This is a genomic window from Pseudomonas umsongensis, assembly GCF_002236105.1.
GTDB lineage: Bacteria > Pseudomonadota > Gammaproteobacteria > Pseudomonadales > Pseudomonadaceae > Aquipseudomonas > Aquipseudomonas umsongensis.
Window position 1 is genome coordinate 457,770 of sequence record NZ_NIWU01000001.1, and the last position, 20,856, is coordinate 478,625.

The window sequence follows — 20,856 nt, forward strand, 5'->3', positions numbered from 1 at the left end:
AGCACTCAGTCGTGATCAGGGAGAAAGGGCCATGAGCAACGCGTTAACCCTCGAACGTCTGCTGCAACGGTTCGCCTGTCGGCCTTCGAAAAGCATCGCGGACGCTGCACTGCAACCGCTGATGCAGCAGCTCGTCAGCGATGGATTTACCGACCTGCCTCTGCCCGGGCAAGGCCGAACCCTGGATCGCTGGCGCACCCTGGCCGCCGTCTCGGCCAGCGATCTGGCACTGGCCAAGCTGTTCGAAGGTCATACCGATGCGCTGGCAATCATGGCCGAGCTCGAACCCGACGCGCCGCCGGCCGCGGGCACTTGGGGCACTTGGGCGGCCGAGCCGGCCTTTGCCCGGCTTAATATTGTCGACCATCAGGCCGGGACCGTGTACTTGCAGGGCCGCAAGGCCTGGTGTTCCGGCGCGGCGATACTCGATCGGGCGCTGGTGACAGCGTGGGATGAGCAGATGCAACCGCAGTTGGTGGCGGTCACGTTGCAGCAGCCGGCGATCACGCTACTCGACGATGGCTGGCAAGCGGTTGGCATGGGCCGTACGGCCAGCGTCGACGTGCTGTTCGAGGGTGCGCTGGGCCGTTGTGTCGGTTTGCCCGGGCAATATGTCGACAGACCCGGCTTCTGGCACGGTGGGGCCGGGATTGCCGCGTGTTGGTACGGCGCCGCTCGTGCGCTTGCCGATTACCTTCGCCAACATTGTACGCAACCGTACTGCGACGCCCATGCCCAGGCGCATCTGGGAGCCGTCGATGCGGCGTTGTGCTGCGCTCGGGCAGCGCTTCGGGAAACCGCCCTCTGGATCGATGAAAACCCCCGGCGCTCGGCGCAACTTCCTGTCCGCCGACTGCGTGCCCAAGTAGAAGCGGCCGTCGACAGCGTGCTTGCACATGTCGCACGCGGGCTGGGTGCCACGCCATTGTGTCGTGACAGTCACTTCGCCAGGCTCGCCGCCGACTTGCCGGTATTCCTGCGACAGAGCCATGCCGAAAAGGACCTGGCGCAGCTTGGGCAGCAGGTCGCCGCGCAGCCGCTCGATGGGTGGGCGCTGTGATCGCCGGGCCGGCTTCTCAAGAAAACCTGATTCAGGGGAAGGGGACAACACTGGCCGAATGGCAGGCCAGTGACGGGTTGGCGCAGGTGCCAACCATCACTCATCGACAACTGGTGCCTGCGGGGCGGCGCCTGGTCGTCGTCGCCCCGCATCCTGACGATGAAGTCCTCGGGTGCGCCGGCATCCTCGCGGGAATGCAGGGCAACGAGGCCGACGTCCTGATGATTGCGGTCACTGATGGCGAAGCCAGCCACCCGCAATCGCGGCACTGGACGCCGACACGCCTGCGACGGCAGCGCCCGATGGAAAGTACCCTCGCGCTCGCCCGCATGGGGCTCGATGTCGATTTGCTGGACTGGCAACGCCTGGCGTTGCCCGACAGCGCTGTAGAAACGCAGGAGGCGTGGTTGGTCGAGCGGCTGGCGGCATTGATTCGCCCGGGCGATCGTGTGATCACCACCTGGCGCCGGGACGGACATTGCGATCACGAGGCGACCGGCCGCGCGACCGCCTGCGCGGTAGCCCGCCACCAGGCTTGCCTGATTGAAGTGCCGGTCTGGGCATGGCATTGGGCGCGCCCCAACGATGCCCGAGTCCCTTGGGCGCGAGCGCACAAATACCTGCTGGCCCCACACGTGTTGGCGCGCAAGCGCCAGGCCATCGCGGCCCATGCGTCGCAGGTCAGCCGCGACGGTCAGACACCCGCGGTGTTGAGCGGTGAAACCCTCGAACGATTGCTGCAGCCTTTTGAACTGGTGTTTTTATGAGCGTATCCCCCGACTACTTCGAACAACTGTTCGGGGCCAGCGATGACCCCTGGTCCTTCCGGACCCGCTGGTACGAAAAGCGCAAGCGCGAGCTGACGCTGGCCAGCCTGCCGCGCCAGCGCTATCAACGTGTGTTCGAGCCAGCCTGTGCCAACGGTGAACTCAGCGTACAGTTGGCCGGGCGCTGCGCCGCGTTGCTGTGCCAGGACCTGAACGCGAAGGCGGTCGACCTGGCGCGCCAGCGCTTGAGTGGACTGCATCATGTCCACGTCGAGCAGGCGGGTATTCCCCGGCAATGGCCGGACGGTGACTTTGACCTCATCGTGCTCAGCGAAGTGGGGTACTTCCTCGATGTGGACGAGTGGCACCAGGTCATCGAAAACACCTTGCGCAGCCTCGGCCCGGCGGGCGGCGTGCTGGCCTGTCACTGGTTGCATCCGATCGAAGGTTGTTCGCAGGACGGTCGCGATGTTCATGCGGCGCTTGGCGAACGCCTGCACCTGCATCGTCTGGTGCGCCATGAGGACGCGGATTTCCTGCTCGAATACTGGAGCCGAACAGCAACCTCGATCGACCTTGCCGAAACCTGCCAGTCGTTACCCGGCCAGTGACTTCAGGTAGTCGCCAAAGCCTTCCCGGCACCGGCAATGCTGGCGAGCGCTGGTGGTGACCGGGTTGCCGGCCGTCCACATGATGCGCGCGCCGCTGCGTTCCAAGTCGGCGACCAGTTGCACATCTTCGTGGGCGGGCAAGGCCTGGAATCCGCCCGCCTTGCGATACGCCGCAGAAGAGACGCCGAGGTTGGCCCCATGGATATGCCGATGGCCCTCAACGGGGCGGTAATTGGCGTGATAGCGCTCGCGCACTCGCTCCGAATGTTCGGACCAGTCGTTGACTTCGACCAGGCCACAGACCGCATCGGCGTTGAACCTGATCTGCTCAACCAGCCAAGAGTCGGGCACGACGCTGTCGGCATCGGTGAAGGCCAGCCAGCGAGCATCCGCCGCCAGCAAGTGTTCGGCGCCTTGCGCGCGGGTTTTTCCAACGTTGCGGTGGGTGCAGCTCAACGTCCACACGCCGTAGGCCTGGGCAATGTCCAGGGAAGTGTCCGTGCAGTCATCCAGGACGATCAGGATCCTGACTTCTTCACGGTCCAGGTCCTGGTGAAAAGCCGCCGCCAGCAGCGACTCGATGCATTCCTCAAGACGCTGTTCCTCGTTATGCACCGGGACAATCACTCCTATCATCTGCAGCTCTCCATGGGAGGTTCACCGTAACCTGGCTTTTCGATGTCGACCGGGATCAATGGCCATTGGTTGCAACTGTTTGTGCACAAAGGTAATCACCGATGGCGGGCAACCATCGATCAGGTGCCGTCGATGAAAAAATGAACCGCCGCATCTGCGCTGCGCCCTTAGTCATAAGCACTGGTAGAGGCAATGGGCGTGAACGAACGGACGATTTTCACCGGGTGTGCCGGCTGGAGCCTGGGCAGGGAACATTCAGCCGCCTTTACAGCTGAAGGCACCCACTTGCAGCGCTATGCGGCGCGACTGAACTGCGCCGAGATCAACAGCTCGTTCTATCGCCCGCATCGCCAGCAAACCTACCAGCGCTGGGCGGCCAGCGTGCCGGCCGGCTTTCGTTTCAGTGTCAAGGTGCCCAAGCTGATCAGCCATGTGCAGCGCCTGCAGGCCTGTGATCAGGCGCTCGATGAGTTCGTGCTGCAATGCTCCGGCCTGGGCGATCGCCTGGGCTGCCTGCTGGTGCAGCTACCGCCATCGCTGGTGTTTGACGAGTCGGTCGCCGAAGCGTTTTTCATCAGCATCAGGCGGTGTTTTCCAGGGCCTGTGGTGCTCGAGCCCCGGCACGAGTCCTGGGTCGGTGCCGAGGCACTGTTGGTGCACTATCACATCGCGCAGGTTGCGGTGGACCCTTCGCGTATCAGCACTGACTCGACACCACGGGGATGGCCGGGGCTCAAATACTGGCGCCTGCATGGGTCGCCGCGCATCTACTACAGCCCTTATGAATTGCCACGCCTGGAACGCCTGGCGGTCGAGCTGCAAACAGCCACTGCCGAAGGACAGTCAGCCTGGTGCATCTTCGACAACACCGCCAGCGGCGCGGCACTGGGCAATGCCTTGACGTTGGCGCAATACCTGGCCGCGCACTAAACCCCTTTGGTGGACGGCAACAGGATCGTCAGGATGCCCAGCAGCGGCAGGAACGAACACAGCGTGTACACGTACTCGATGCCGTGGATATCCGCCAGGTGCCCGAGCAGCGCGGCGCCGATGCCGCCAAAACCGAACATCAGGCCGAAGAAAACCCCGGCGATCATGCCGACGTTGCCGGGCACCAGTTCCTGGGCGAAGACCACGATGGCCGAGAAGGCCGAGGCGAGGATGAAGCCGATGACCATGCTCAGCACGCCCGTCCAGAACAGGTCGACATGGGGCAGGGCGAGGGTGAAGGGCGCCGCTCCGAGAATCGAGAACCAGATCACTTGCTTGCGCCCGATCCGGTCACCGATCGGCCCACCGAAGAAGGTGCCGGCTGCCACGGCGCCGAGAAACAGGAACAGGTACAGTTGCGAGCTGGCCACCGACAGGTCGAACTTCTCGATCAGGTAGAACGTGAAGTAGCTGGTGAAGCTGGCCATGTAGAAGTACTTGGAGAACACCAGCAATGCCAGGACCACCAGGGCAAAACTCACCCGTTGTCTCGACAAGCCATGGGTTGCCTTGGTGCCCTGCTTGAGCTTGAACAGGTTCAGATGGTTGCGGTACCAGCGGCTCAGGCCGTATTGCACGAGGATGGCGAATACTGCGAACAGCCCGAACCAGGCGACGTTGCCCTGGCCATAAGGGATGACGATGGCCGCTGCCAGCAGTGGACCAAAAGCACTGCCGGCATTACCCCCGACCTGGAAGGTCGACTGGGCCAGACCGTAGCGACCACCCGAGGCCAGGCGCGCAACCCGGGAAGTCTCCGGGTGGAAGGTCGACGAGCCAATGCCCACCAGCGCCGAGGCCATGAGAATCGCCCCGAAGCTGCCGACCATTGCCAGCATCAGGATGCCGACCAGGGTACAGACCATACCGGCCGGCAACAGCCACGGCTTGGGGTGGCGGTCGGTGTAGTAACCAACCCAGGGTTGCAGCAGCGAGGCGGTCAATTGAAAGGTCAGGGTGATCAGGCCGACCTGGGTGAAGGTCAGGCCGTACGTGGCCTTGAGCATCGGGTAGATCGACGGCAGCACGGCCTGGATCAGGTCATTGATCAGATGCGCCAGGGCACAGGCACCGATGACGCGCATCACCAGCGGGCTGGCTTGGCTGGCCACTGAAGCTGTCGCCGTGGGGGAAGTAGTGGTACTGATGGACATGGGATCCTTCCAGAAAAAACGTAAGACGGGGGCTCGGTGCCAGGCACAAAAGCGCTGCCCATTTCAGGGTTCGGCGTTATCCTAGGGACCGCCCGACTGCCTGTCTCACGCAATTCGGGAGTCGACTATCGCAAAAAGGGCATCATGATCAAGTCGCTGAAAGAATTCCTCAGAGAGATCGACGACCGATCCTGCGATGTGAGCAGCAGCGCTACCGACTACCCGGAAAACTGGGTGATCGAAGCGCATTCCCATCAGGCTCACCAATTGATCTACGCCATCGAAGGCGTGATGGTGGTGCACTCGGGATTGAGCCAGTGGACGGTACCGCCCAGCCGCGGGATATGGATGCCGAGCAGGCACATTCACTCGATTCGCTGCGTCGGCCCGTTGAAGATGCGCAGCCTGTTCGTGCGTCCCGAAGCGTTTGCGGACATGCCGACTGAACCCAGGGCGGTGAGTATTTCGGCGTTGCTCAGTGAGTTGATCAAGGTCTCGGTGGCTATCACCTCACCTTACGACGCGGATTCGCGCGAAGGCCGGGTCATGCGCCTGATCCTCGATGAACTGAGGATATTGCCCAGCTTGCCGCTGCATCTGCCTCAGCCCTCGGACCCACGGATCAAGGTGGTGTGTTCAGCGTTGCAACGCGATCCCGGCGATTGTTCGACCCTGGCGCACTGGAGCGCACGCCTGGACCTCGATGAGAAAACCATCCAGCGCCTGTTCCGCAAGGACACCGGGATGACCTTCGGCCAATGGCGCCAGCAGGCGCGGTTGCTACTGGCCCTGGAGCGCATCGCCGTGGGCGAGAAGATCATCGACATTGCCGGGGAACTGGGCTACGACAGCCCCAGTGCGTTCACCAGCATGTTCAAGAAACAGTTCGGCAAGACCCCCAGTCATTTCTTCAGGTGAGGTCTTGCCGGTTTTTTCAGCCGCCAATGCACTCAGATGCTTTTGGCGCCAACGTGCAGAATGAATGGCAAGACGTCAGCCGTGGTAACGACATACCGCGGCCATCGGGTTTTTGCTGCCGGCCACAACAATCCCGCCCGCTTCTTGAATGGCCATGCTGTTGGTGTAATTGAGGATGCCGTCGATGCCGGTATCGGAGAGTCCATCAATACCGAATGTGCGGTCCATTAAACCCTGGGGCGTTAACCTTCCCACCAGGCCCAGTGCGCGGGTGTTCAGTTCACCGGCCACGACGATGGCCTGTTCGGCGTCCAGTCGGGCGCTTTTGAGGTGCAGACTCTGGAACGGGCGTTCAATGGTCACGGGTAGGGCATTGTTGAACGTGTTGTCCGGCTTGCCGTCGGCCAAGGTGCGTGTGACATAGCCCTTGCGGGTAGACGCCACCGAGAACCAGCCGACCGCAACCGGCTTGTCGTCCGGTTGCAGGAGCAGTTGCGTGAGTGTCACCGGCCCGGCAGCTTGTGCAAGCACGGCAAAACCGTCGGTTCCAAACGACGAATCGATTTGCCCGGTCGGGGTGAACGCGGCGAGAAAGGCACGATTGGGGGCAGTGCCGACAACAATGAAATTTCCGTTTTGCCGGACGGCGAGCCCGATGGATGCGGTGTTTTGCGCATCGAACTGGAAGAACACATAGCCCTGTTCGTTGAAGCGTGTGTCCAACTGGCCGGCAGGCGTCAGTTGAATCAACAAGCCTTGATTGGCGTAGGGGCGAAATGTCCCGCTGTTGAAGGCAAAGAGAATTCGGTCGTCGTTGGCGTCGACGACATAGACGCTAGCCCCATCGCTGGTTTGCTGTGGGGTGATATCCGATGATGGTTGCGCGGTGGGCAGTGGTTCCTTGAAAACATATACCCCGTCATTGCCGAAAAGAAGATCAATGGAGCCGCCAGCGTTGAAGCGAGCTACCGCAGGGTAGTAGAGGGTTGCCGGGCTTCCTTCTTGAACGTAGCCCGTCACCAGCAATTTATCGCCGCTCAGCTCAGTGATGCCGGTAGGGGTGGACCGGACTGGGCTGCCTGCGAACCCCCAACGCAGATATCCGCCTGTACCGAATGAGGTGTCGAGCAGGCCGTTTTTTTCCAATCGGAACAGTTTGAAGTCGTTGCCGTCCGCCAACACGCCAATGATTTTCCCTTGGTGAGGGCCGGGGGCTTTCAGGACGGCGATGGCTTTTACGTCGGATCCTTCCAGGATTGTCGTGCCGTCAGTGCCGAAGCTGCGATCCAGATGACCGGCAGGGGAGGTAAGAGTCGACATGATGCTTCTCCAATAGTGAGGCTCAAGCACCCCCGATGGGTACTCAAGCCCCAGCCATTTAATCGGAGATGAATCGGAGGGCCTACTGACACAAATGACAGGTTTGCGATGTTTCGCAGCCTATTTCGCCAGCGCCAGGCGACCCTGAAAACTCCTCCATGGCATCCAGCAACGCCGCGTGGAAGTATGCCTTCGATGCCCGGTCGCAGAGTATGAACAAGCGCGGCTGTTGCGCCGACGTGGCATTGACCACGATCACGTTGATGCGCGCCGCCGAGGTTTGCGCCACGGCACCGGGGCCGAAGGCCTGGGCGCTCATGTCGACGCCGCAGAGTTTGGCCATGACTTCGGGCAATTGTTCACCGCTCAGCTGGAACCAGGCATGGCTGTCCTGGCGTGGCAGCAGGTAGTTGGCTTGATGGTCCAACTCCCAGCGGGCCTCTTCGTCGGCGATGCGTTGGCCCTGGTCTTGCGCACTGCCCAGCAGCAGGTATTCGGTCTGGGACAAACGCACGGCGTAGCTGCCGTCAACCTGGGTGACGGCGTGGTTGGGCGCGTCTGGCAGCACGAAGTCCCGACTCTTCAGATAGCGCGCACTGTCGGCGCCGCGAAATCCGACCCGGGGCAGGTCGGTCAGATCCGTCAGCGCACAGGTGGGCAGGAGGGCGAGGGCCGGCTGCCCGGCGCTGTGTTGTTGTCTCAGGCTGGTCATGGCTCAAAGCTCCTGGCGCAGGTTGGAAGGGTCGAAAAAGGGCAACGGCACCACATCGGCATGGACCACACGCCCACCTTCGACACGGATCGCAATCCGTTGCCCAGGTGTGCTTTGGTCGATGCCGGCGTACGCCAGGCCAATGATCTTGCCCAGGCTCGCCGAGTACTCGCAGGACGTGACGTTGCCGCTGATGTCCGGGCCGTTGAGCACCAGATGACCTTCCAGCGGTTGCGCGCTGCCCTTGGGCAAGGTGAAACCCACCAATTTGCGTGTTTGCGGCTGGGCTTCGAGGATGTCCACCGAGCGCCGCCCGACGAAGAACGGCTTGTTGCGATTGACGGCCCAGCCCATGTCGATTTCCATGGGATGGGTCATGCCATCGGTGTCCTGGCTGATGATCACATGGCCTTTTTCCAGGCGCAGCAAACGCTGGGTCTCCACGCCGAAAGGGCGAATGTCATGGGCCTTGCCGGCTTCCATCAGCGCGTCCCACAGCGCCAGGCCATGGCGCGCCGGCACGTGGATTTCATAACCCAGTTCGCCGACAAAACCGACTCGCAACAGCCGCGCCTTGATCCCGGCCACGGTGCCTTGACGCACGCCCAGGTAGGGAAACGCTTGAGCGCTAAGTTTGAGGTCGGTGCAGACCTTCTCCAGCACTTTGCGCGAGTCGGGACCGGCGACATTGACCGCGCAGATCGCCGCCGTGACGTTGGCGACATCCACGTCCAGGCGCCATTGCGCGTTCCACTTGAGCATCTGCTGGTAGATGCGATCCACGCCGCTGGTGGTGGCGGTGACGTAGAAGTGATTGTCGGCGAAACGTGCGCAGACGCCATCGTCGATCACCACTCCGTGTTCATTGGTCATCAGCGCATAGCGGGAGCGACCGATCGGCTGCTTGAGGAAGGCGAAGGTGTACATCCGGTTGAGCAGTTCGGCGGCGTCCGGGCCACGCACATCAAGCCCGCCCAAGGTCGAGACGTCGATGATCCCGACCTTGTTGCGCACATGCAGCGCTTCGGCCTGCATGCATGCCTCGCGGTCCCGGGCATTGCCGTAGTAGGCCGGACGCTGCCAGATGCCGGCCGGCATCATCTTCGCGCCGGCTTGCAGGTGCCGGGCATGCATGGGGGTTTGTCGATACGGATCGAACGCGCGACCGGCCACATGGGCCAGTTTTTCCGCGACAAAGGGCGGGCGCGCGGTGGTCACGCCGGTTTCGCTGATGTTGCGCTGGGTCGCCCAGGCCACCAGGCGCGCGGTCGGCAGGGCCGAGTGACGCCCTTGCGAGGGGCCCATGCCCACGGTGGAATAACGCTTGACCAGCTGCACGTCGCGATAACCGATGCGCGTGGCATTGACGATGTCCGCCACTTGCAGGTCCTCGTCGAAATCGACGAAGTCCTTGCCCTTGGGGTGGGGGAAGATCGGCCAGTTGAAGTTGACCCGTACCTCGCTGCCCAAGGGCGCCCGGTGCACACCGACTGCCAGCCCCAGCGCAGCGGCGGCGTCGGCACCGGCGTTGACGCCGTCGGCGATCACGTTGTCGAGGCGGTGACGGCCATTCACCGAGCCTGCGACCGCAAGGTTCTGCGGCAGTCCGCTGAGGGTGAACTCGGCGCGCTGATCGTCGTAGGCCAGCTTGCCGCCGGCCTGGCACAGCAGTTGATAGACCGGCATGTAGCCGGCGGACATGCACAACAGGTCGCAATCCAGGCGTTGCCCGCTCTCGGCGACCTGGCCCTGGGCGGTGATCTTGCGCACGTCGACGCCATTGACATGGCGCAGGCCTTTTTCGTGCAGCGCTTCATACACGGTACTGTTGAGCTGGCAGGCAATCTTGCGTTGCGCCAGCGCGCCCAGTAGGGCCACGTCGCCCGGGCCTTGGCGCATGTCCACCACCGCGGCGACTTCGACGCCCTGGTCAAACAAGTCCAGCGCGGCGAGGTAACCGTCATCGTTGCCGGTCAGCACCACCGCGCGTTTGCCCGGCTTGACCGCGTACAGCTTCATCAGGCGCTGCGCGGCGCTGGTCAGCATTACGCCGGGCAAGTCGTTGTTGCGAAACACCACCGGCTGGTCGAACGCCCCGCTGCACACCAGGCACTGTCGGGCGCGCACCTTGTACATGCGTTTTCCTTGAATCACCGGCAGGTAATTGTCGGTGAACCAGGCGTTGCAGGTCGCCTCGGTGAGGATGCGAATATTGGCGTGCTGTTGCACCGCCGCGAGCAATTCGCGGCGCAAGGCGTCGGCGCGAATGCCGGCGATGTCGAAGCGGGCATAGGTTAGCGAACCGCCGAGGACCGGCTGTTGCTCGATGAGCAATACCTTGGCCCCGGCATTGGCCGCGGTCAGGGCCGCGTGCAGTCCGGCGGGACCGGCGCCGATCACGGCCAGGTCGGTGAACAGGTAGGCCTTGTCGTAATATTCGGGCTTGAACATCAGGTCGAGTACGCCCAGGCCGGCCTTCTTGCGAATGATCGGTTCCCAGACTTTCCACATGCCCCTGGGCTTGTAGAACGAGCGGTAATAGAAGCCCACCGGCATGAATCTGGAGAACTTGCCCAGATAAGCATCCCGGTCGTTGTCCAGTGAGCCGTTGACGTTCTGCGCCGTCACCTGCAAGCCGGCAACCAGCGCATGGGCATCGGCCAGTACGTTGGGTTCCTGGGGCAATTGCACCAGGCTGTTGGCGTCCTGCCCGGCCATGGTCAACGGGCCACGTGGGCGGTGGTACTTGAACGAGCGGGAAATCAGGAAGCGTCCGTTGGCGAGCAGGGCGCTGGCGATGCTGTCGCCCTGCAAGCCCTGATAGGGTTGGCCGTCGAAACTGAAATCGAGCGGCTGGTTACGGTCGATCAGCAGGCCCATCGGGGCGGGTAGGCGGTTCATCCGGCGATCTCCTTGGCGGCGTTGAAGTCGACGCGGGCAGTGAAAAATTCTTTAGGGTCGAAAGTGCGCAGGATTTCGTCGGTGACGGTGTGGCGTTCGGCGAGAAACCAGTAGCTCGACGGCGTGTGCATCCACCATTCGCGCACCACGCCGGCGAGGTTGTCGGTGTTGAACACGTAGTCGGCCCACTCGGCATCGCTGCAGCGCAGTGCATCGGGCATCGGCTTGAATTCGCCGCCATAAGTGAATTCGCTGATATTGCGTGGCCCGTTGAGCGGGCAATTGATAATTTTCATGGTCCGCTCTGCCTCAGTGACTGGCCGCCGTGGCGCCCATTTCGTTGACTTGCCGGAAGGTCGAGAAGCGCTCCAGGCCGAAGGGCTTGATCAACTCCGGTACCTTGCCGCCGCTGGCCACCAGTTCAGCCATGGTCTTGCCGCAGACAGGCGTCGCCTTGAAGCCCCAGGTGCCCCAACCGGCGTCCAGGTAGTAATTCTTCACCGGCGACAGGCCCATGATCGGGCTGTAGTCCGGGGTCATGTCGGTGATCCCGGCCCACTGGCGCATCAGCTTGGCGTTGGCCAGGAACGGGAACATTTCGATGGCGTGGGCCAGCAGGCTTTCCTTCAGGTCCAGGGTCGATCGGGTGTTGAACAGCGGGTACGGATCGGAGCCACCGCCGAACACCACTTCGCCGCGGCTGGTCTGTTGCACGTAGCAGTGCAGCGCCGACGAGCTCACCAGCGGATCGAGGAAGGGTTTGAAGGGCTGGGTGACCATGGCTTGCAGCGGGAAGGTCTGGATCGGCGAGCGAATCCCGGCCTTGGCCATCAGCAGTGAGCTGTGCCCGGCAATCGCCTGCACTGCACAGCCACACTTGATGGTGCCGCGGTTGGTCTTCACGGCGGTGATGGCGTCGTTCTCGATGATCAGGTCCTGCACCTCGGTGAGCTGATGGATTTCCACCCCGCGCTTCGCCGCTTGCTTGGCGTAGCCCCAGGCCACCGCGTCGTGGCGCGCGGTGGCGCCGTCGATGTGCCAGAGACCGGCGATCACGGGCAGGTGGCCGGGGTCGAGGTTGAGGCTGGGCACCAGTTCGCGGATCTGCTGGCGGTCGATCATTTCGCTGCGACCGCCGAAGTGCTTGTTGACCTCGGCCCGCTGGCGGAACGAACGCACGGTGGCATCGGTGTGGGCCAGGGTCAGTTGGCCGCGTTCGGAGTACATGATGTTGAAGTCGAATTCGTTGGACAGGCCCTGGAACATTCGCACCGATTCGGCATAGAAACGCACGCCTTCGCTGGTCAGGTAGTTGGAGCGGATCACTGCGGTATTGCGCGCGGTGTTGCCACCGCCCAGGTAGGACTTTTCCAGCACGGCGATGTTGGTGATGCCGTGATACCTGGCGAGGTAATAAGCGGTGGCCAGGCCATGGCCACCGGCACCGATGATCACCACGTCATAGCTTGATTTCAATTCACGCGGCGGCGGCAAATCCACTTCCACCGGGTACTCGGAACTCAGCCCGTACTTCAAGAGATTGAATGGCATACGGCCTCCGATAGGCTGTGCTGTTGCATAAGGGCTGCGGTCACGGTGTTTTTCATCAGGAAGGCAATGGTCATCGGCCCGACACCACCGGGTACCGGGGTGATCGCCGCGACCTGGGGCAGGGCGCTGTCGAAGTCGACATCGCCGACCAGGCGGCTGCGACCGGCGTCGTCGATACGATTGATGCCGACATCGATCACCACTGCACCGGGCTTGAGCCAACTGGCATCGATCAATCGCGGACGACCCACGGCGGCAATCACGATGTCTGCCTGACGGCAGAGCGCCTGCGGATCGGGGCTGCGCGAATGCAAGACCGTCACCGAGCAGTCGGCCTTGAGCAATAGCGCCGCCATGGGTTTGCCGACGATGTTCGATCGGCCGATCACCACTGCATGCTTGCCGCGCAGATCGCCGCAGGTCTGCTCCAGCAGGTACAGGCAGCCACTGGGTGTGCAGGGCGCGAGCACGGTGCGTCCCTGGCTGAGGCCACCCACGTTTTCACTGTGGAAGCCATCGACGTCCTTGCCTGGGACGATCGCCTGCAGCGCCCGCAGTTCATCGACCTGGGCCGGTAGCGGCAATTGCAGGAGAATGCCGTGGATCGAGCCATCGGCATTCAGCCTGGCGATCAGGTCAAGCAGCTGTTCGGTGCTGGTGTCTGTGCCCAGCCGATGTTCCAGGGAGCGGATGCCGACCTCTTCTGCGCGCAGAATCTTGTTGCGCACATACACCTGGCTGGCCGGGTCGCTGCCGACCAGGATCACCGCCAGGGCCGGCTGGATGTCTTGCGCGCGCAGGCGCTCGACGTCCTTGCGAACCTCGATCAACACCCGCGCGGCGGCGGCTTTGCCGTCAATCAGTCGGGGTGTGTTCACCGGAAAATCACCGTTCTGTCCTGATTGAGGAAAACCCGGTGCTCCAGGTGGTACTTGACCGCCTTGGACAGGGCCACGGTCTCGGTGTCACGCCCGGTGGCCACGAGGTCATCCGGCAGGTAGACGTGATCGACGCGCTGCACCTCCTGTTCGATGATCGGCCCCTCATCGAGATCACTGGTGACATAGTGGGCGGTGGCGCCGATCAGCTTCACGCCGCGCTGGTACGCCTGGTGATACGGCTTGGCGCCCTTGAAACCGGGCAGGAACGAATGGTGGATGTTGATTGCCCGACCGGACAGTTGCCGGCACAGGTCGTCGGAGAGGATCTGCATGTAGCGCGCCAGTACCACCAGCTCGGTGCCAGTGTCGTCGACCACCTTCATCAGCTCGGCTTCCTGGCGGGTCTTGGTGTCCTTGGTGACTGGCAAGTAGATGAAGCGAATGCCCTCGCGCTCGGCCATGGGCCGCAGGTCGAGGTGGTTGGAGACGATGGCGGTGATGGTCATGTCCATCTCGCCCTTGTGGTAGCGGTAGAGCAGGTCGGTCAGGCAGTGGTCGAACTTGCTCACCATCAGCAGCACGCGCATCGGTTCGCGAGTGTCATGCAGTTCCCAGCGCATGTCGAAGGCCTGGGCGACATCGCTGAAACCGTCCTTGATCTGCTGGATATCCCCTGCGTGGCCATCGTTGAAACGGAACACCGCACGCATGAAAAAGCGCCCGCTGAAATCGTCGTCGAATTGCGCCATCTCCCCGATGTAGCAACTGTTGTCCGCCAGGTAGGTGGTGACGGCAGCGACAATGCCGGACACCGCGGGACAGGTGATCTTGATGATGAAATGGTTTTTTTCGTGTTGCATGACACGTCCTCGGGATGATGGCGGCAGCTCATCGCATAGCGAAAAAATGTCAGCGGACAGCGAGGCTCATTCCATGAGCGCGGTTTCTTGTCAGGAATAATATATTCCTGTTAGTGGCTTTATAGGGGAAATGCAGGGGGCACGTCCAGAGGTTTTGTGAAAGTTTTTTAACTGCTGGGAATTTTATTGGGCAACCCGACGTGCCCTGTAGGAGCGAGCATGCTCGCGAAAAACCCGAGAACACCGCGGGGCGTCAGGCTCCTCACAACCACCCTGGCCACACCGCTTGCGCGCATGAAATTAAACCTGTATTTTTTCATGAAATTAAAACTATAAAATTTCATGGAGCCGGTATGTTTCAGCAATCCACCCAGCATGTCGCCAGCTATTACGCCCATACGTGCGCCGATCGCCTGGTCAATCGAGCGGCGTTGGAGGGCGAGCAGGACACCGACGTGCTGATCATCGGTGCCGGCTTCAGCGGTTTGCACACGGCGTTGCGCCTGGCCCTGGCCGGCAAGCGCGTGACACTGCTGGAGGCCAGCCGGGTCGCCTGGGCCGCGTCGGGACGTAATGGCGGCCAGGCCATACTCGGTTGGTCCTGCGACATGCCGCCGCTGGAAGCCGCACTGGGCCATGAGCGCGCGCGGCGGTTGTGGGACGGCATGCGCTGGGCGGCAAAAGAGGTGCGCGAATTGCCCAGGCGCCATGGTTTCGATTGCGACTACCGGCCCGGGCACCTCTGGACTTCGGTGATGCCACGGCGGGTGGGGTTGTTGACCGAGTGGCAGCACGAGGCCAGCCACAAATGGGGGCATGACGGTTTGCGCTTCATCGAGCGCGCCCAGTTGCCCGAATGGGTGGCCAGCGAGCGTTACCAGGCCGGTTTGTACGACCCCGAAGGCGGGCATTTGAACCCGCTGAAACTGGCACTGGGACTGGCCGCCGCGATCGAGCAGGCCGGTGGTGTGATTCATGAACAAAGCATGGCGTTGAATTATCGGGAGGACTCGAACGGCTACGTGGTGACGACTGAACGCGGACACATTCGCGCCGATGTCCTGGTATTGGCCTGCAATGCCTATCTTGACCGGCTCGACCCACAGCTATCGAGTTGCGTACTACCCGTTGGTACCTATCAGGTGGCCACGGCGCCGATGTCCGAGGCCCAGGCAGCCGCTCTGCTACCCAGCAATGTCTGCGTCACCGACAACCAGTTCGTGCTCGACTATTTCCGCCGCACGCCAGACAACCGGCTGCTGTTCGGCGGCGGTTGCACCTATCTGGGGGGCATGCCCAAGGACATCGCCGGTGCCACACGGCCGTGCCTGGAAAGGGTGTTCCCCCAATTGAAAGGCATTGAATTGGAGTTTGCCTGGGGCGGTCACATCGACCTGACGCTCAAACGCACGCCCGACATCGGTCGGCGCGGTGACTTGTATTGGTTGCAGGGCTATTCCGGGCACGGCGTGCTGCCGACCCTGGCCGGGGCACGGGCGGTGTCTGACGCTATTCTCGGCCAGCCGGATGAGCTGGGGCTGTACCAGGGTTTGACCAACCCCAGTTTTCCCGGCGGCAAATACATGGCAGCACCGCTGGAAGCCATCGGCAAAGCCTGGTACAGGCTGCGCGACAGCATTTGAATCGGCCACTTCTGGAAGCCTTTAGATGGACATGCAAGAAGAGATTTCGGCGCTGGCGATCCTGATCCAGGACCTGCGCAAGCACAAGAAGTACACCTTGAAGGATCTGGCCGACAAGATCGGCCGCTCCGTGGGTTTTCTTTCCCAGGTCGAACGCGGCTTGTCCCGCCCGACGGTGGCGGACCTGACCGCCATCAGCGAGACCCTCGGCGTGCCGACCACCTATTTCTATAGCCTGCCCAAACCCATGGCCCTGCCGTGGGTGACCCGGCCGGATGAGCGCCGCACGTTGTATTACGCCGATGGCATCACCGACATCATGGTCTCGCCAAAGATGCGTGCGTCCTTTTCCATGCTCGAAAGCCAGCTGGAGCCCGGTGCCAGCAGCGGCGACCGGCACATGAAGGACAGCTCGGAGCAGGGCGGCTATGTGCTGGAAGGGGAACTGACCCTGTGGCTCGACCAGAACGAACCGGTGACCCTGCACGCTGGCGACAGTTTTCAACTGGCCAGTCATGCCCACTGCCGCTACGGCAACCTCTCAGACCAAATGACCCGCGTACTTTGGGTCTACACCTGATAAAAACAACAAGGAACAAAACGATGGATGCTGTGTGCTCTGATTTGTTGGCCGAAGTGCGTGGGTTTCGTCAGCGCTACCCCGATGTGCGCTTCGTCGACCTGATATCCCTGGACATTCCGGGGCATTTCTACGGCAAGCGCTACCCGATCGAAATGCTTGAAAAAGTCGCCGCCGGCAGCGCCCTCAAGTTGCCGCAAAACTGCGTGTTGCTCGGCACCCAGGGCGGGCTGTTCAAGATTGGCGACTACTGCTTCAACGATGGCGATCCGGACGCGCTGCGTCGCCTGGTACCGGGCACGCTCAAGTTGGTGAGTTGGGAGAAGCAACCGCTGGGGCAGATGTTGATTACTTCCGATGGCACGGAAAAACCGATCGTCTTCGAACCCCGTGAAGTCCTGGCGCAGGTGTTGGCGCGGCTTGGAAGCAAAGGCATTTTTCCGGTGGTGGCGTTCGAACTTGAGTTCTACCTGTTCGACAGTCAGTTGCGCGATGGCTTGCCGCAGTTTGCCCGCGACCCGCTGACCGGCGATGCGGACGATCAGCCGAACATGCACATTGAACGCCTCTCGCGATTTGCCCCGGTGCTCGACGAAATGGTCGAGACCGCGCGTGCGCAAGGCATCGATGCGACGGTGATCACCGCCGAATTGGGCCCCGGTCAGTTCGAGATCAATTTCGGTCATCTGGACGATGGTCTGCGCGCTGCCGACTGGGCTGCGTTGTTCTGCCGCAGCACGCGAGGCGTGGCACTCAAGCACAACTACCGCGCCAGTTTCATGGCCAAGCCTTACCTGCAGCACCCCGGCAGCGGCATGCATGTGCACGTGAGTCTTTACGACAAGGCCGGCAACAACCTGCTGGCGGCGAACGGGCAACGCGCGTTGCGCCATGCGGTGGCCGGTTGCCTGGATGTGTTGCCGCACTGCATGCCGATTTTCGCGCCAAACCACAACGCGTTGCGCCGCTTGAGCGCCACGGTCAACGTCGCCTCGCGCGCCAGTTGGGGTTTCGAGGATCGAGACGCATGCCTGCGGGTGCCGGAGTCTGACGCCAGGAACCTGCGGGTCGAACATCGCCTCGCTGGCGCCGATGCCAACCCGTATCTGGTGCTCGCCGCGATCCTGGTGGGCCTGGAACAAGGCCTTGAACAGGAGCGCGAGCCGATCGCCCCACTCAACGATGACCGCAACAGCGGCATCGACTTTCCGCTGGAAATGCTCGACGCCGTGCGAGCCATGCAAGGCCATCAAAAACTGCGTGAAGGTTTGGGCGCGGAATTCGTCGATGTGTATTGCGAGAACAAGCGGCAGGACCACTTGGCGTTCCTGAACGACATCAGTGCACGGGAATATCGCTGGTTCCTGTAGTTAAGGTTATTTCGAGGTTAACCGTAAAAAATATCTGGTTATTTAACAGGTTACAGATTTTAGTAACTGAACGGTTAATCAAAATATCTTGTTACAGGGCGAAACATTGCGTAATATCCGCCCCGCGTTCACCACCACGGTTTATGCATTTTTAAGTCCCGGGCGTCCATCAGCTGCCCGGGATTTTTTTTGCCTGAAATTCGGTGTCATTCAGTTGGTTTCTCTGTAGGAGCGAGCATGCTCCGGGCGGCGTTCCGACGATGGACGTCAACGATGACGCGGGATACCTGCGGCGCAGACGTAAAAAAGCCCGGCTGATCAGGCCGGGCTTTTTGTGGGTGCGGTGAAGCGATGGGTTCAGGCGACGGTGTTGCCTTGCAGGCGGTCCGAGCCATCGGCAGCGACGGTGTTGCCTTGCAGGCGGTCAGAGCCATCGGCGGCGACGGTGTTGCCTTGCAGGCGATCCGAGCCATCGGCGGCGACGGTGTTGCCTTGCAGGCGGTCAGAGCCATCGGCGGCGACAGTGTTGCCTTGCAGGCGATCCGAACCATCGGCAGCGACGCGATTCTCGATCAGGCGATCCGAACCGCCTTCAGCTACACGATTCTCGATCAAACGATCCGAACCACCTTCAGCCACTCGGCTTTCAATCAGACGATCCGAGCCACCTTCCGCCACGACAGGCTGAACAGAGGTTGCGGCAAAAGCGTTAATTGCGAAAACCGAGAAAGCGATGCTGAGGAGGGTTTGGCGTTTCATGATCGTGTGCTCCGGGGTGTTGTTGGTTGGTATGGAGCTGATGTTACGCCGTGGAATTTTTAAGAGAACTTCATTGAGTTAATGGTGACTATTGACGCAGTCAATGATCGCTAGCGCGAAATGAGCCCGTGATCGATCGCGTATTTGACCAGCGCTGCCGGCTTGTCGATGTTGAGCTTGCGCCGAATGCTCAAGCGGTGTGTCTCCACCGTGCGCACGCTGATATCCAGTTCCCGTGCCATTTCCTTGTTGTTCAGCCCTTGCGCCATCTTCGACAAAACCTGGCTTTCACGGGGGGTCAGTTCGTTGTCGGTGTTTTTGTCGGCGATCAGCCGCTGGGCGATGTCGGCGCTGTAGAAGGTCCCGCCGCTGGAGATGGCTTCGATGGCCGCGATGATTTCCCGTGAAGGGGCATTCTTCAACACGTAGCCACTGGCGCCCGAGCGCAGTGATTCACTCACGTACTCATAGTTATCGTACATGCTCAGCACCAATACCTTTAGCGACGGGTACTGGCTGCGCAGCACGCGGGTCAGTTCCAGGCCGTTGATGTCCGGCAGGCTGATGTCGACCAGCAGCAGGTCGGGCTGGCAGCGTCCGACCATCTCCATGGCTTCGGCGCCACTTTCGGCTTCGCCAACCACTTCCAGGGGGGCCATGACGGACAGCAGCGCCTTTATTCCGTCACGGACCAGGGCGTGATCGTCGACCAAGGCGACGCGGATCGGGGAGGGCAGGTTCATTGCAGGCTTCACTCTTGTTTTTGGGGCATCAGCGTTTGCTGGCAGGCAGCTTCATCGGTAGCAGAACATCCAGCTCACTGCGTCCGGGCGTCGAGATCAGTTCGAAGCGGCCACCAAAATGTTCGACGCGTTCACGAATATTACGCAAGCCAATGCCGACGTGGCGACGTTCGACCTGGGCGACGTTGAAACCGACTCCGTCGTCGACCACCGTCAGCCGCACCGATTGTTCGCAGCCGCGCAGCGTAATGGATACGTGCCTGGCCCGGGCGTGGCGCTCGATATTGGTCAGGCCTTCCTGGACGATGCGAAACAACGAGACCGCTGCGCCGTCGACCAGTTGGCAGTCGAACTCATTGTCGTCATAGGTCACGGTAAGGCCGCTGCGCTGTTCGAACTCAGCGGCCAGTTGACCGATTGCCGCCGACAGGCCGAGGGTATCGAGCAACGATGAGCGCAAGTCGTGGGAGAGGCTGCGCACTTCGCCAATCGCATCACCCAGGCGCGCGGTGGCATCCCTCAACGCGCCCAGGCCCTTGTCGTGGTTTTGCCCGCTTTCCAGCAAGTGGCTGGCGAGTTCGAACTGAAACTTGATCGAGACCAGCACCTGGCTGATGCCGTCGTGCAGCTCGCGGGACACCCTCGAGCGCTCTTCCTCCTGCAGGCTGACAATCCGCTGGGTCAGGCGCTGCAGTTTCTTGTCCGCCAGGCGATGTTCGCTGACATTGAGGGTCATGCCGGTGGCGAAGACAAACAGCACCGCCACCAGCGCCACCACGGCAATCGCCACCATGGTCTTGCGGATGCCCTGGGCCACTTCGGCTCGTGCTTGCTGGGTGGCGCGCTCGACATCTTCAAGGTAAATGCCGGTACCGAGCATCCAGCCCCAGCGATCGAGCATGACCACATAGGCCAGTTTGTCGGTCACCTGGCCGGAGGAGGGTTTGTTCCAGGCGTAGCGTTGGAAACCTTCGCCCGATTGCGCACTCTTGAGCAGCGCCTGGATCACCGGCAGGCCGTGCGGGTCTTTCATGTCCCACAGGTATTTGCCCACCAGCTCCGACTGGCGCGCGTGCATCAGGCTGCGGCCTTCATGGTCGTAGACGAAGAAATAGCCATTGATGCCAAAGCTGAGCTTGCGCAGTTCCTCGAGCACCTGTTGCTGGGCGCGCGCGTCACCCTGGCCGTTGTCGTACAGCGGCTCGATCAGGCTTTTCGCCATTTCGACGTAGTTTTTCAGCTCCGCGCGCTTGCTCATCAGGATGCTGTCTTCGATCAGCTGCGCCTGTTGATCACCCAGTTGGCGATTGAGGGAAATCACCAGGGCACAGATGACGGCAATGGCCAACACCAGCGGCAAAATGCCGAGGGCGACGATCTTGTGTTTGAGCTGCATGGTT

General features: G+C 61.7%; 20 protein-coding genes. 8 read left to right on the forward strand and 12 right to left on the reverse strand.

Annotated elements, in window-relative coordinates; translation table 11 throughout:
* Positions 1 to 31 precede the first annotated feature (31 nt).
* Genes PSUM_RS02110 through PSUM_RS02120 form a run of 3 tightly spaced genes read left to right on the forward strand, consistent with a single transcriptional unit; the run spans position 32 to position 2,438 of the window.
* The gene (locus PSUM_RS02110; protein WP_083348882.1) at positions 32 to 1,060 is read left to right on the forward strand and encodes an acyl-CoA dehydrogenase family protein; all 1,029 of its coding nucleotides are present in this window, start codon (positions 32 to 34) and stop codon (positions 1,058 to 1,060) included.
* The gene (locus PSUM_RS02115; RefSeq protein ID WP_020800984.1) at positions 1,057 to 1,827 is read left to right on the forward strand and encodes a PIG-L deacetylase family protein; all 771 of its coding nucleotides are present in this window, start codon (positions 1,057 to 1,059) and stop codon (positions 1,825 to 1,827) included. The genes PSUM_RS02110 and PSUM_RS02115 overlap by 4 nt, the downstream gene beginning before the upstream one ends.
* Entirely contained in the window at positions 1,824 to 2,438 is a 615-nt protein-coding gene (locus PSUM_RS02120; protein WP_083348883.1) for an SAM-dependent methyltransferase, read from the forward strand. Before PSUM_RS02115 ends, PSUM_RS02120 begins: the two co-directional genes overlap by 4 nt.
* Here PSUM_RS02120 and PSUM_RS02125 read toward each other — a convergent pair.
* Entirely contained in the window at positions 2,424 to 3,074 is a 651-nt protein-coding gene (locus tag PSUM_RS02125) for a glycosyltransferase family 2 protein (protein ID WP_020800982.1), read from the reverse strand. The two genes, PSUM_RS02120 and PSUM_RS02125, sit on opposite strands and share 15 nt — an antisense overlap.
* A 192-nt stretch (positions 3,075 to 3,266) precedes the next feature.
* On the opposite strand from PSUM_RS02125, the gene PSUM_RS02130 reads away from it, so the two are divergent.
* Positions 3,267 to 4,004 (forward strand): DUF72 domain-containing protein, encoded by a 738-nt coding sequence (locus PSUM_RS02130; protein WP_042955906.1) that lies wholly within the window; start codon positions 3,267 to 3,269, stop codon positions 4,002 to 4,004.
* On the opposite strand, the gene PSUM_RS02135 is transcribed toward PSUM_RS02130, so the two are convergent.
* Positions 4,001 to 5,218 (reverse strand): MFS transporter, encoded by a 1,218-nt coding sequence (locus tag PSUM_RS02135; protein WP_042955904.1) that lies wholly within the window; start codon positions 5,216 to 5,218, stop codon positions 4,001 to 4,003. The genes PSUM_RS02130 and PSUM_RS02135 overlap by 4 nt on opposite strands.
* Before the next feature lie 96 nt (positions 5,219 to 5,314).
* On the opposite strand from PSUM_RS02135, the gene PSUM_RS02140 reads away from it, so the two are divergent.
* The gene (locus tag PSUM_RS02140; protein WP_083350149.1) at positions 5,315 to 6,136 is read left to right on the forward strand and encodes an AraC family transcriptional regulator; all 822 of its coding nucleotides are present in this window, start codon (positions 5,315 to 5,317) and stop codon (positions 6,134 to 6,136) included.
* A 75-nt stretch (positions 6,137 to 6,211) separates the two neighbouring features.
* Here the strand turns inward: PSUM_RS02140 and PSUM_RS02145 are convergent, their stop codons facing one another.
* The 7 genes from PSUM_RS02145 to purU all read right to left on the reverse strand — a co-directional run bounded on the left by PSUM_RS02145 (position 6,212) and on the right by purU (position 14,361).
* Positions 6,212 to 7,456: an NHL repeat-containing protein gene (locus tag PSUM_RS02145; RefSeq protein ID WP_020800978.1), complete on the reverse strand. Its 1,245-nt coding sequence runs from the start codon at positions 7,454 to 7,456 to the stop codon at positions 6,212 to 6,214.
* Between the two features lie 82 nt (positions 7,457 to 7,538).
* Positions 7,539 to 8,168 carry a sarcosine oxidase subunit gamma gene (locus PSUM_RS02150; protein WP_020800977.1) on the reverse strand — a complete coding sequence of 210 codons (630 nt, stop codon included), beginning with the start codon at positions 8,166 to 8,168 and terminating at the stop codon, positions 7,539 to 7,541.
* 3 nt (positions 8,169 to 8,171) lie between these two features.
* A complete protein-coding gene (locus PSUM_RS02155; protein ID WP_020800976.1) occupies positions 8,172 to 11,069 on the reverse strand; it encodes a 2Fe-2S iron-sulfur cluster-binding protein in 2,898 nt (965 codons plus the stop codon).
* Positions 11,066 to 11,365, reverse strand: a complete 300-nt coding sequence (locus PSUM_RS02160) for a sarcosine oxidase subunit delta (protein ID WP_033042852.1) — start codon at positions 11,363 to 11,365, stop codon at positions 11,066 to 11,068. Before PSUM_RS02160 ends, PSUM_RS02155 begins: the two co-directional genes overlap by 4 nt.
* Positions 11,366 to 11,378: 13 nt before the next feature.
* Complete coding sequence (locus PSUM_RS02165; protein ID WP_083348884.1) at positions 11,379 to 12,620, reverse strand: FAD-dependent oxidoreductase; 1,242 nt, start codon at positions 12,618 to 12,620, stop codon at positions 11,379 to 11,381.
* Positions 12,602 to 13,498: a bifunctional methylenetetrahydrofolate dehydrogenase/methenyltetrahydrofolate cyclohydrolase FolD gene (gene folD, locus PSUM_RS02170; protein WP_020800973.1), complete on the reverse strand. Its 897-nt coding sequence runs from the start codon at positions 13,496 to 13,498 to the stop codon at positions 12,602 to 12,604. Before folD ends, PSUM_RS02165 begins: the two co-directional genes overlap by 19 nt.
* Positions 13,495 to 14,361: a formyltetrahydrofolate deformylase gene (gene purU, locus PSUM_RS02175; protein WP_020800972.1), complete on the reverse strand. Its 867-nt coding sequence runs from the start codon at positions 14,359 to 14,361 to the stop codon at positions 13,495 to 13,497. The genes folD and purU overlap by 4 nt, the downstream gene beginning before the upstream one ends.
* A 353-nt stretch (positions 14,362 to 14,714) precedes the next feature.
* Here purU and PSUM_RS02180 point away from each other — a divergent pair, with 353 nt between their 5' ends.
* The 3 genes from PSUM_RS02180 to PSUM_RS02190 are packed head-to-tail and all read left to right on the forward strand — an operon-like array spanning position 14,715 to position 17,954.
* Complete coding sequence (locus PSUM_RS02180; protein WP_020800971.1) at positions 14,715 to 16,004, forward strand: NAD(P)/FAD-dependent oxidoreductase; 1,290 nt, start codon at positions 14,715 to 14,717, stop codon at positions 16,002 to 16,004.
* Between the two features lie 25 nt (positions 16,005 to 16,029).
* Positions 16,030 to 16,584 carry a helix-turn-helix domain-containing protein gene (locus tag PSUM_RS02185; RefSeq protein ID WP_020800970.1) on the forward strand — a complete coding sequence of 185 codons (555 nt, stop codon included), beginning with the start codon at positions 16,030 to 16,032 and terminating at the stop codon, positions 16,582 to 16,584.
* A gap of 23 nt (positions 16,585 to 16,607) precedes the next feature.
* The gene (locus PSUM_RS02190) at positions 16,608 to 17,954 is read left to right on the forward strand and encodes a glutamine synthetase family protein (protein ID WP_020800969.1); all 1,347 of its coding nucleotides are present in this window, start codon (positions 16,608 to 16,610) and stop codon (positions 17,952 to 17,954) included.
* A 357-nt stretch (positions 17,955 to 18,311) separates the two neighbouring features.
* Here PSUM_RS02190 and PSUM_RS02195 read toward each other — a convergent pair whose 3' ends face one another.
* The 3 genes from PSUM_RS02195 to PSUM_RS02205 all read right to left on the reverse strand — a co-directional run bounded on the left by PSUM_RS02195 (position 18,312) and on the right by PSUM_RS02205 (position 20,852).
* On the reverse strand, positions 18,312 to 18,713 hold the full coding sequence (locus PSUM_RS02195; protein WP_083348885.1) for a hypothetical protein: 402 nt from the start codon (positions 18,711 to 18,713) through the stop codon (positions 18,312 to 18,314).
* Positions 18,714 to 18,823: 110 nt separating this feature from the next.
* The gene (locus PSUM_RS02200; RefSeq protein WP_033042578.1) at positions 18,824 to 19,456 is read right to left on the reverse strand and encodes a response regulator; all 633 of its coding nucleotides are present in this window, start codon (positions 19,454 to 19,456) and stop codon (positions 18,824 to 18,826) included.
* Between the two features lie 28 nt (positions 19,457 to 19,484).
* Positions 19,485 to 20,852: a cache domain-containing protein gene (locus PSUM_RS02205; protein WP_020801266.1), complete on the reverse strand. Its 1,368-nt coding sequence runs from the start codon at positions 20,850 to 20,852 to the stop codon at positions 19,485 to 19,487.
* Positions 20,853 to 20,856: the final 4 nt, after the last annotated feature.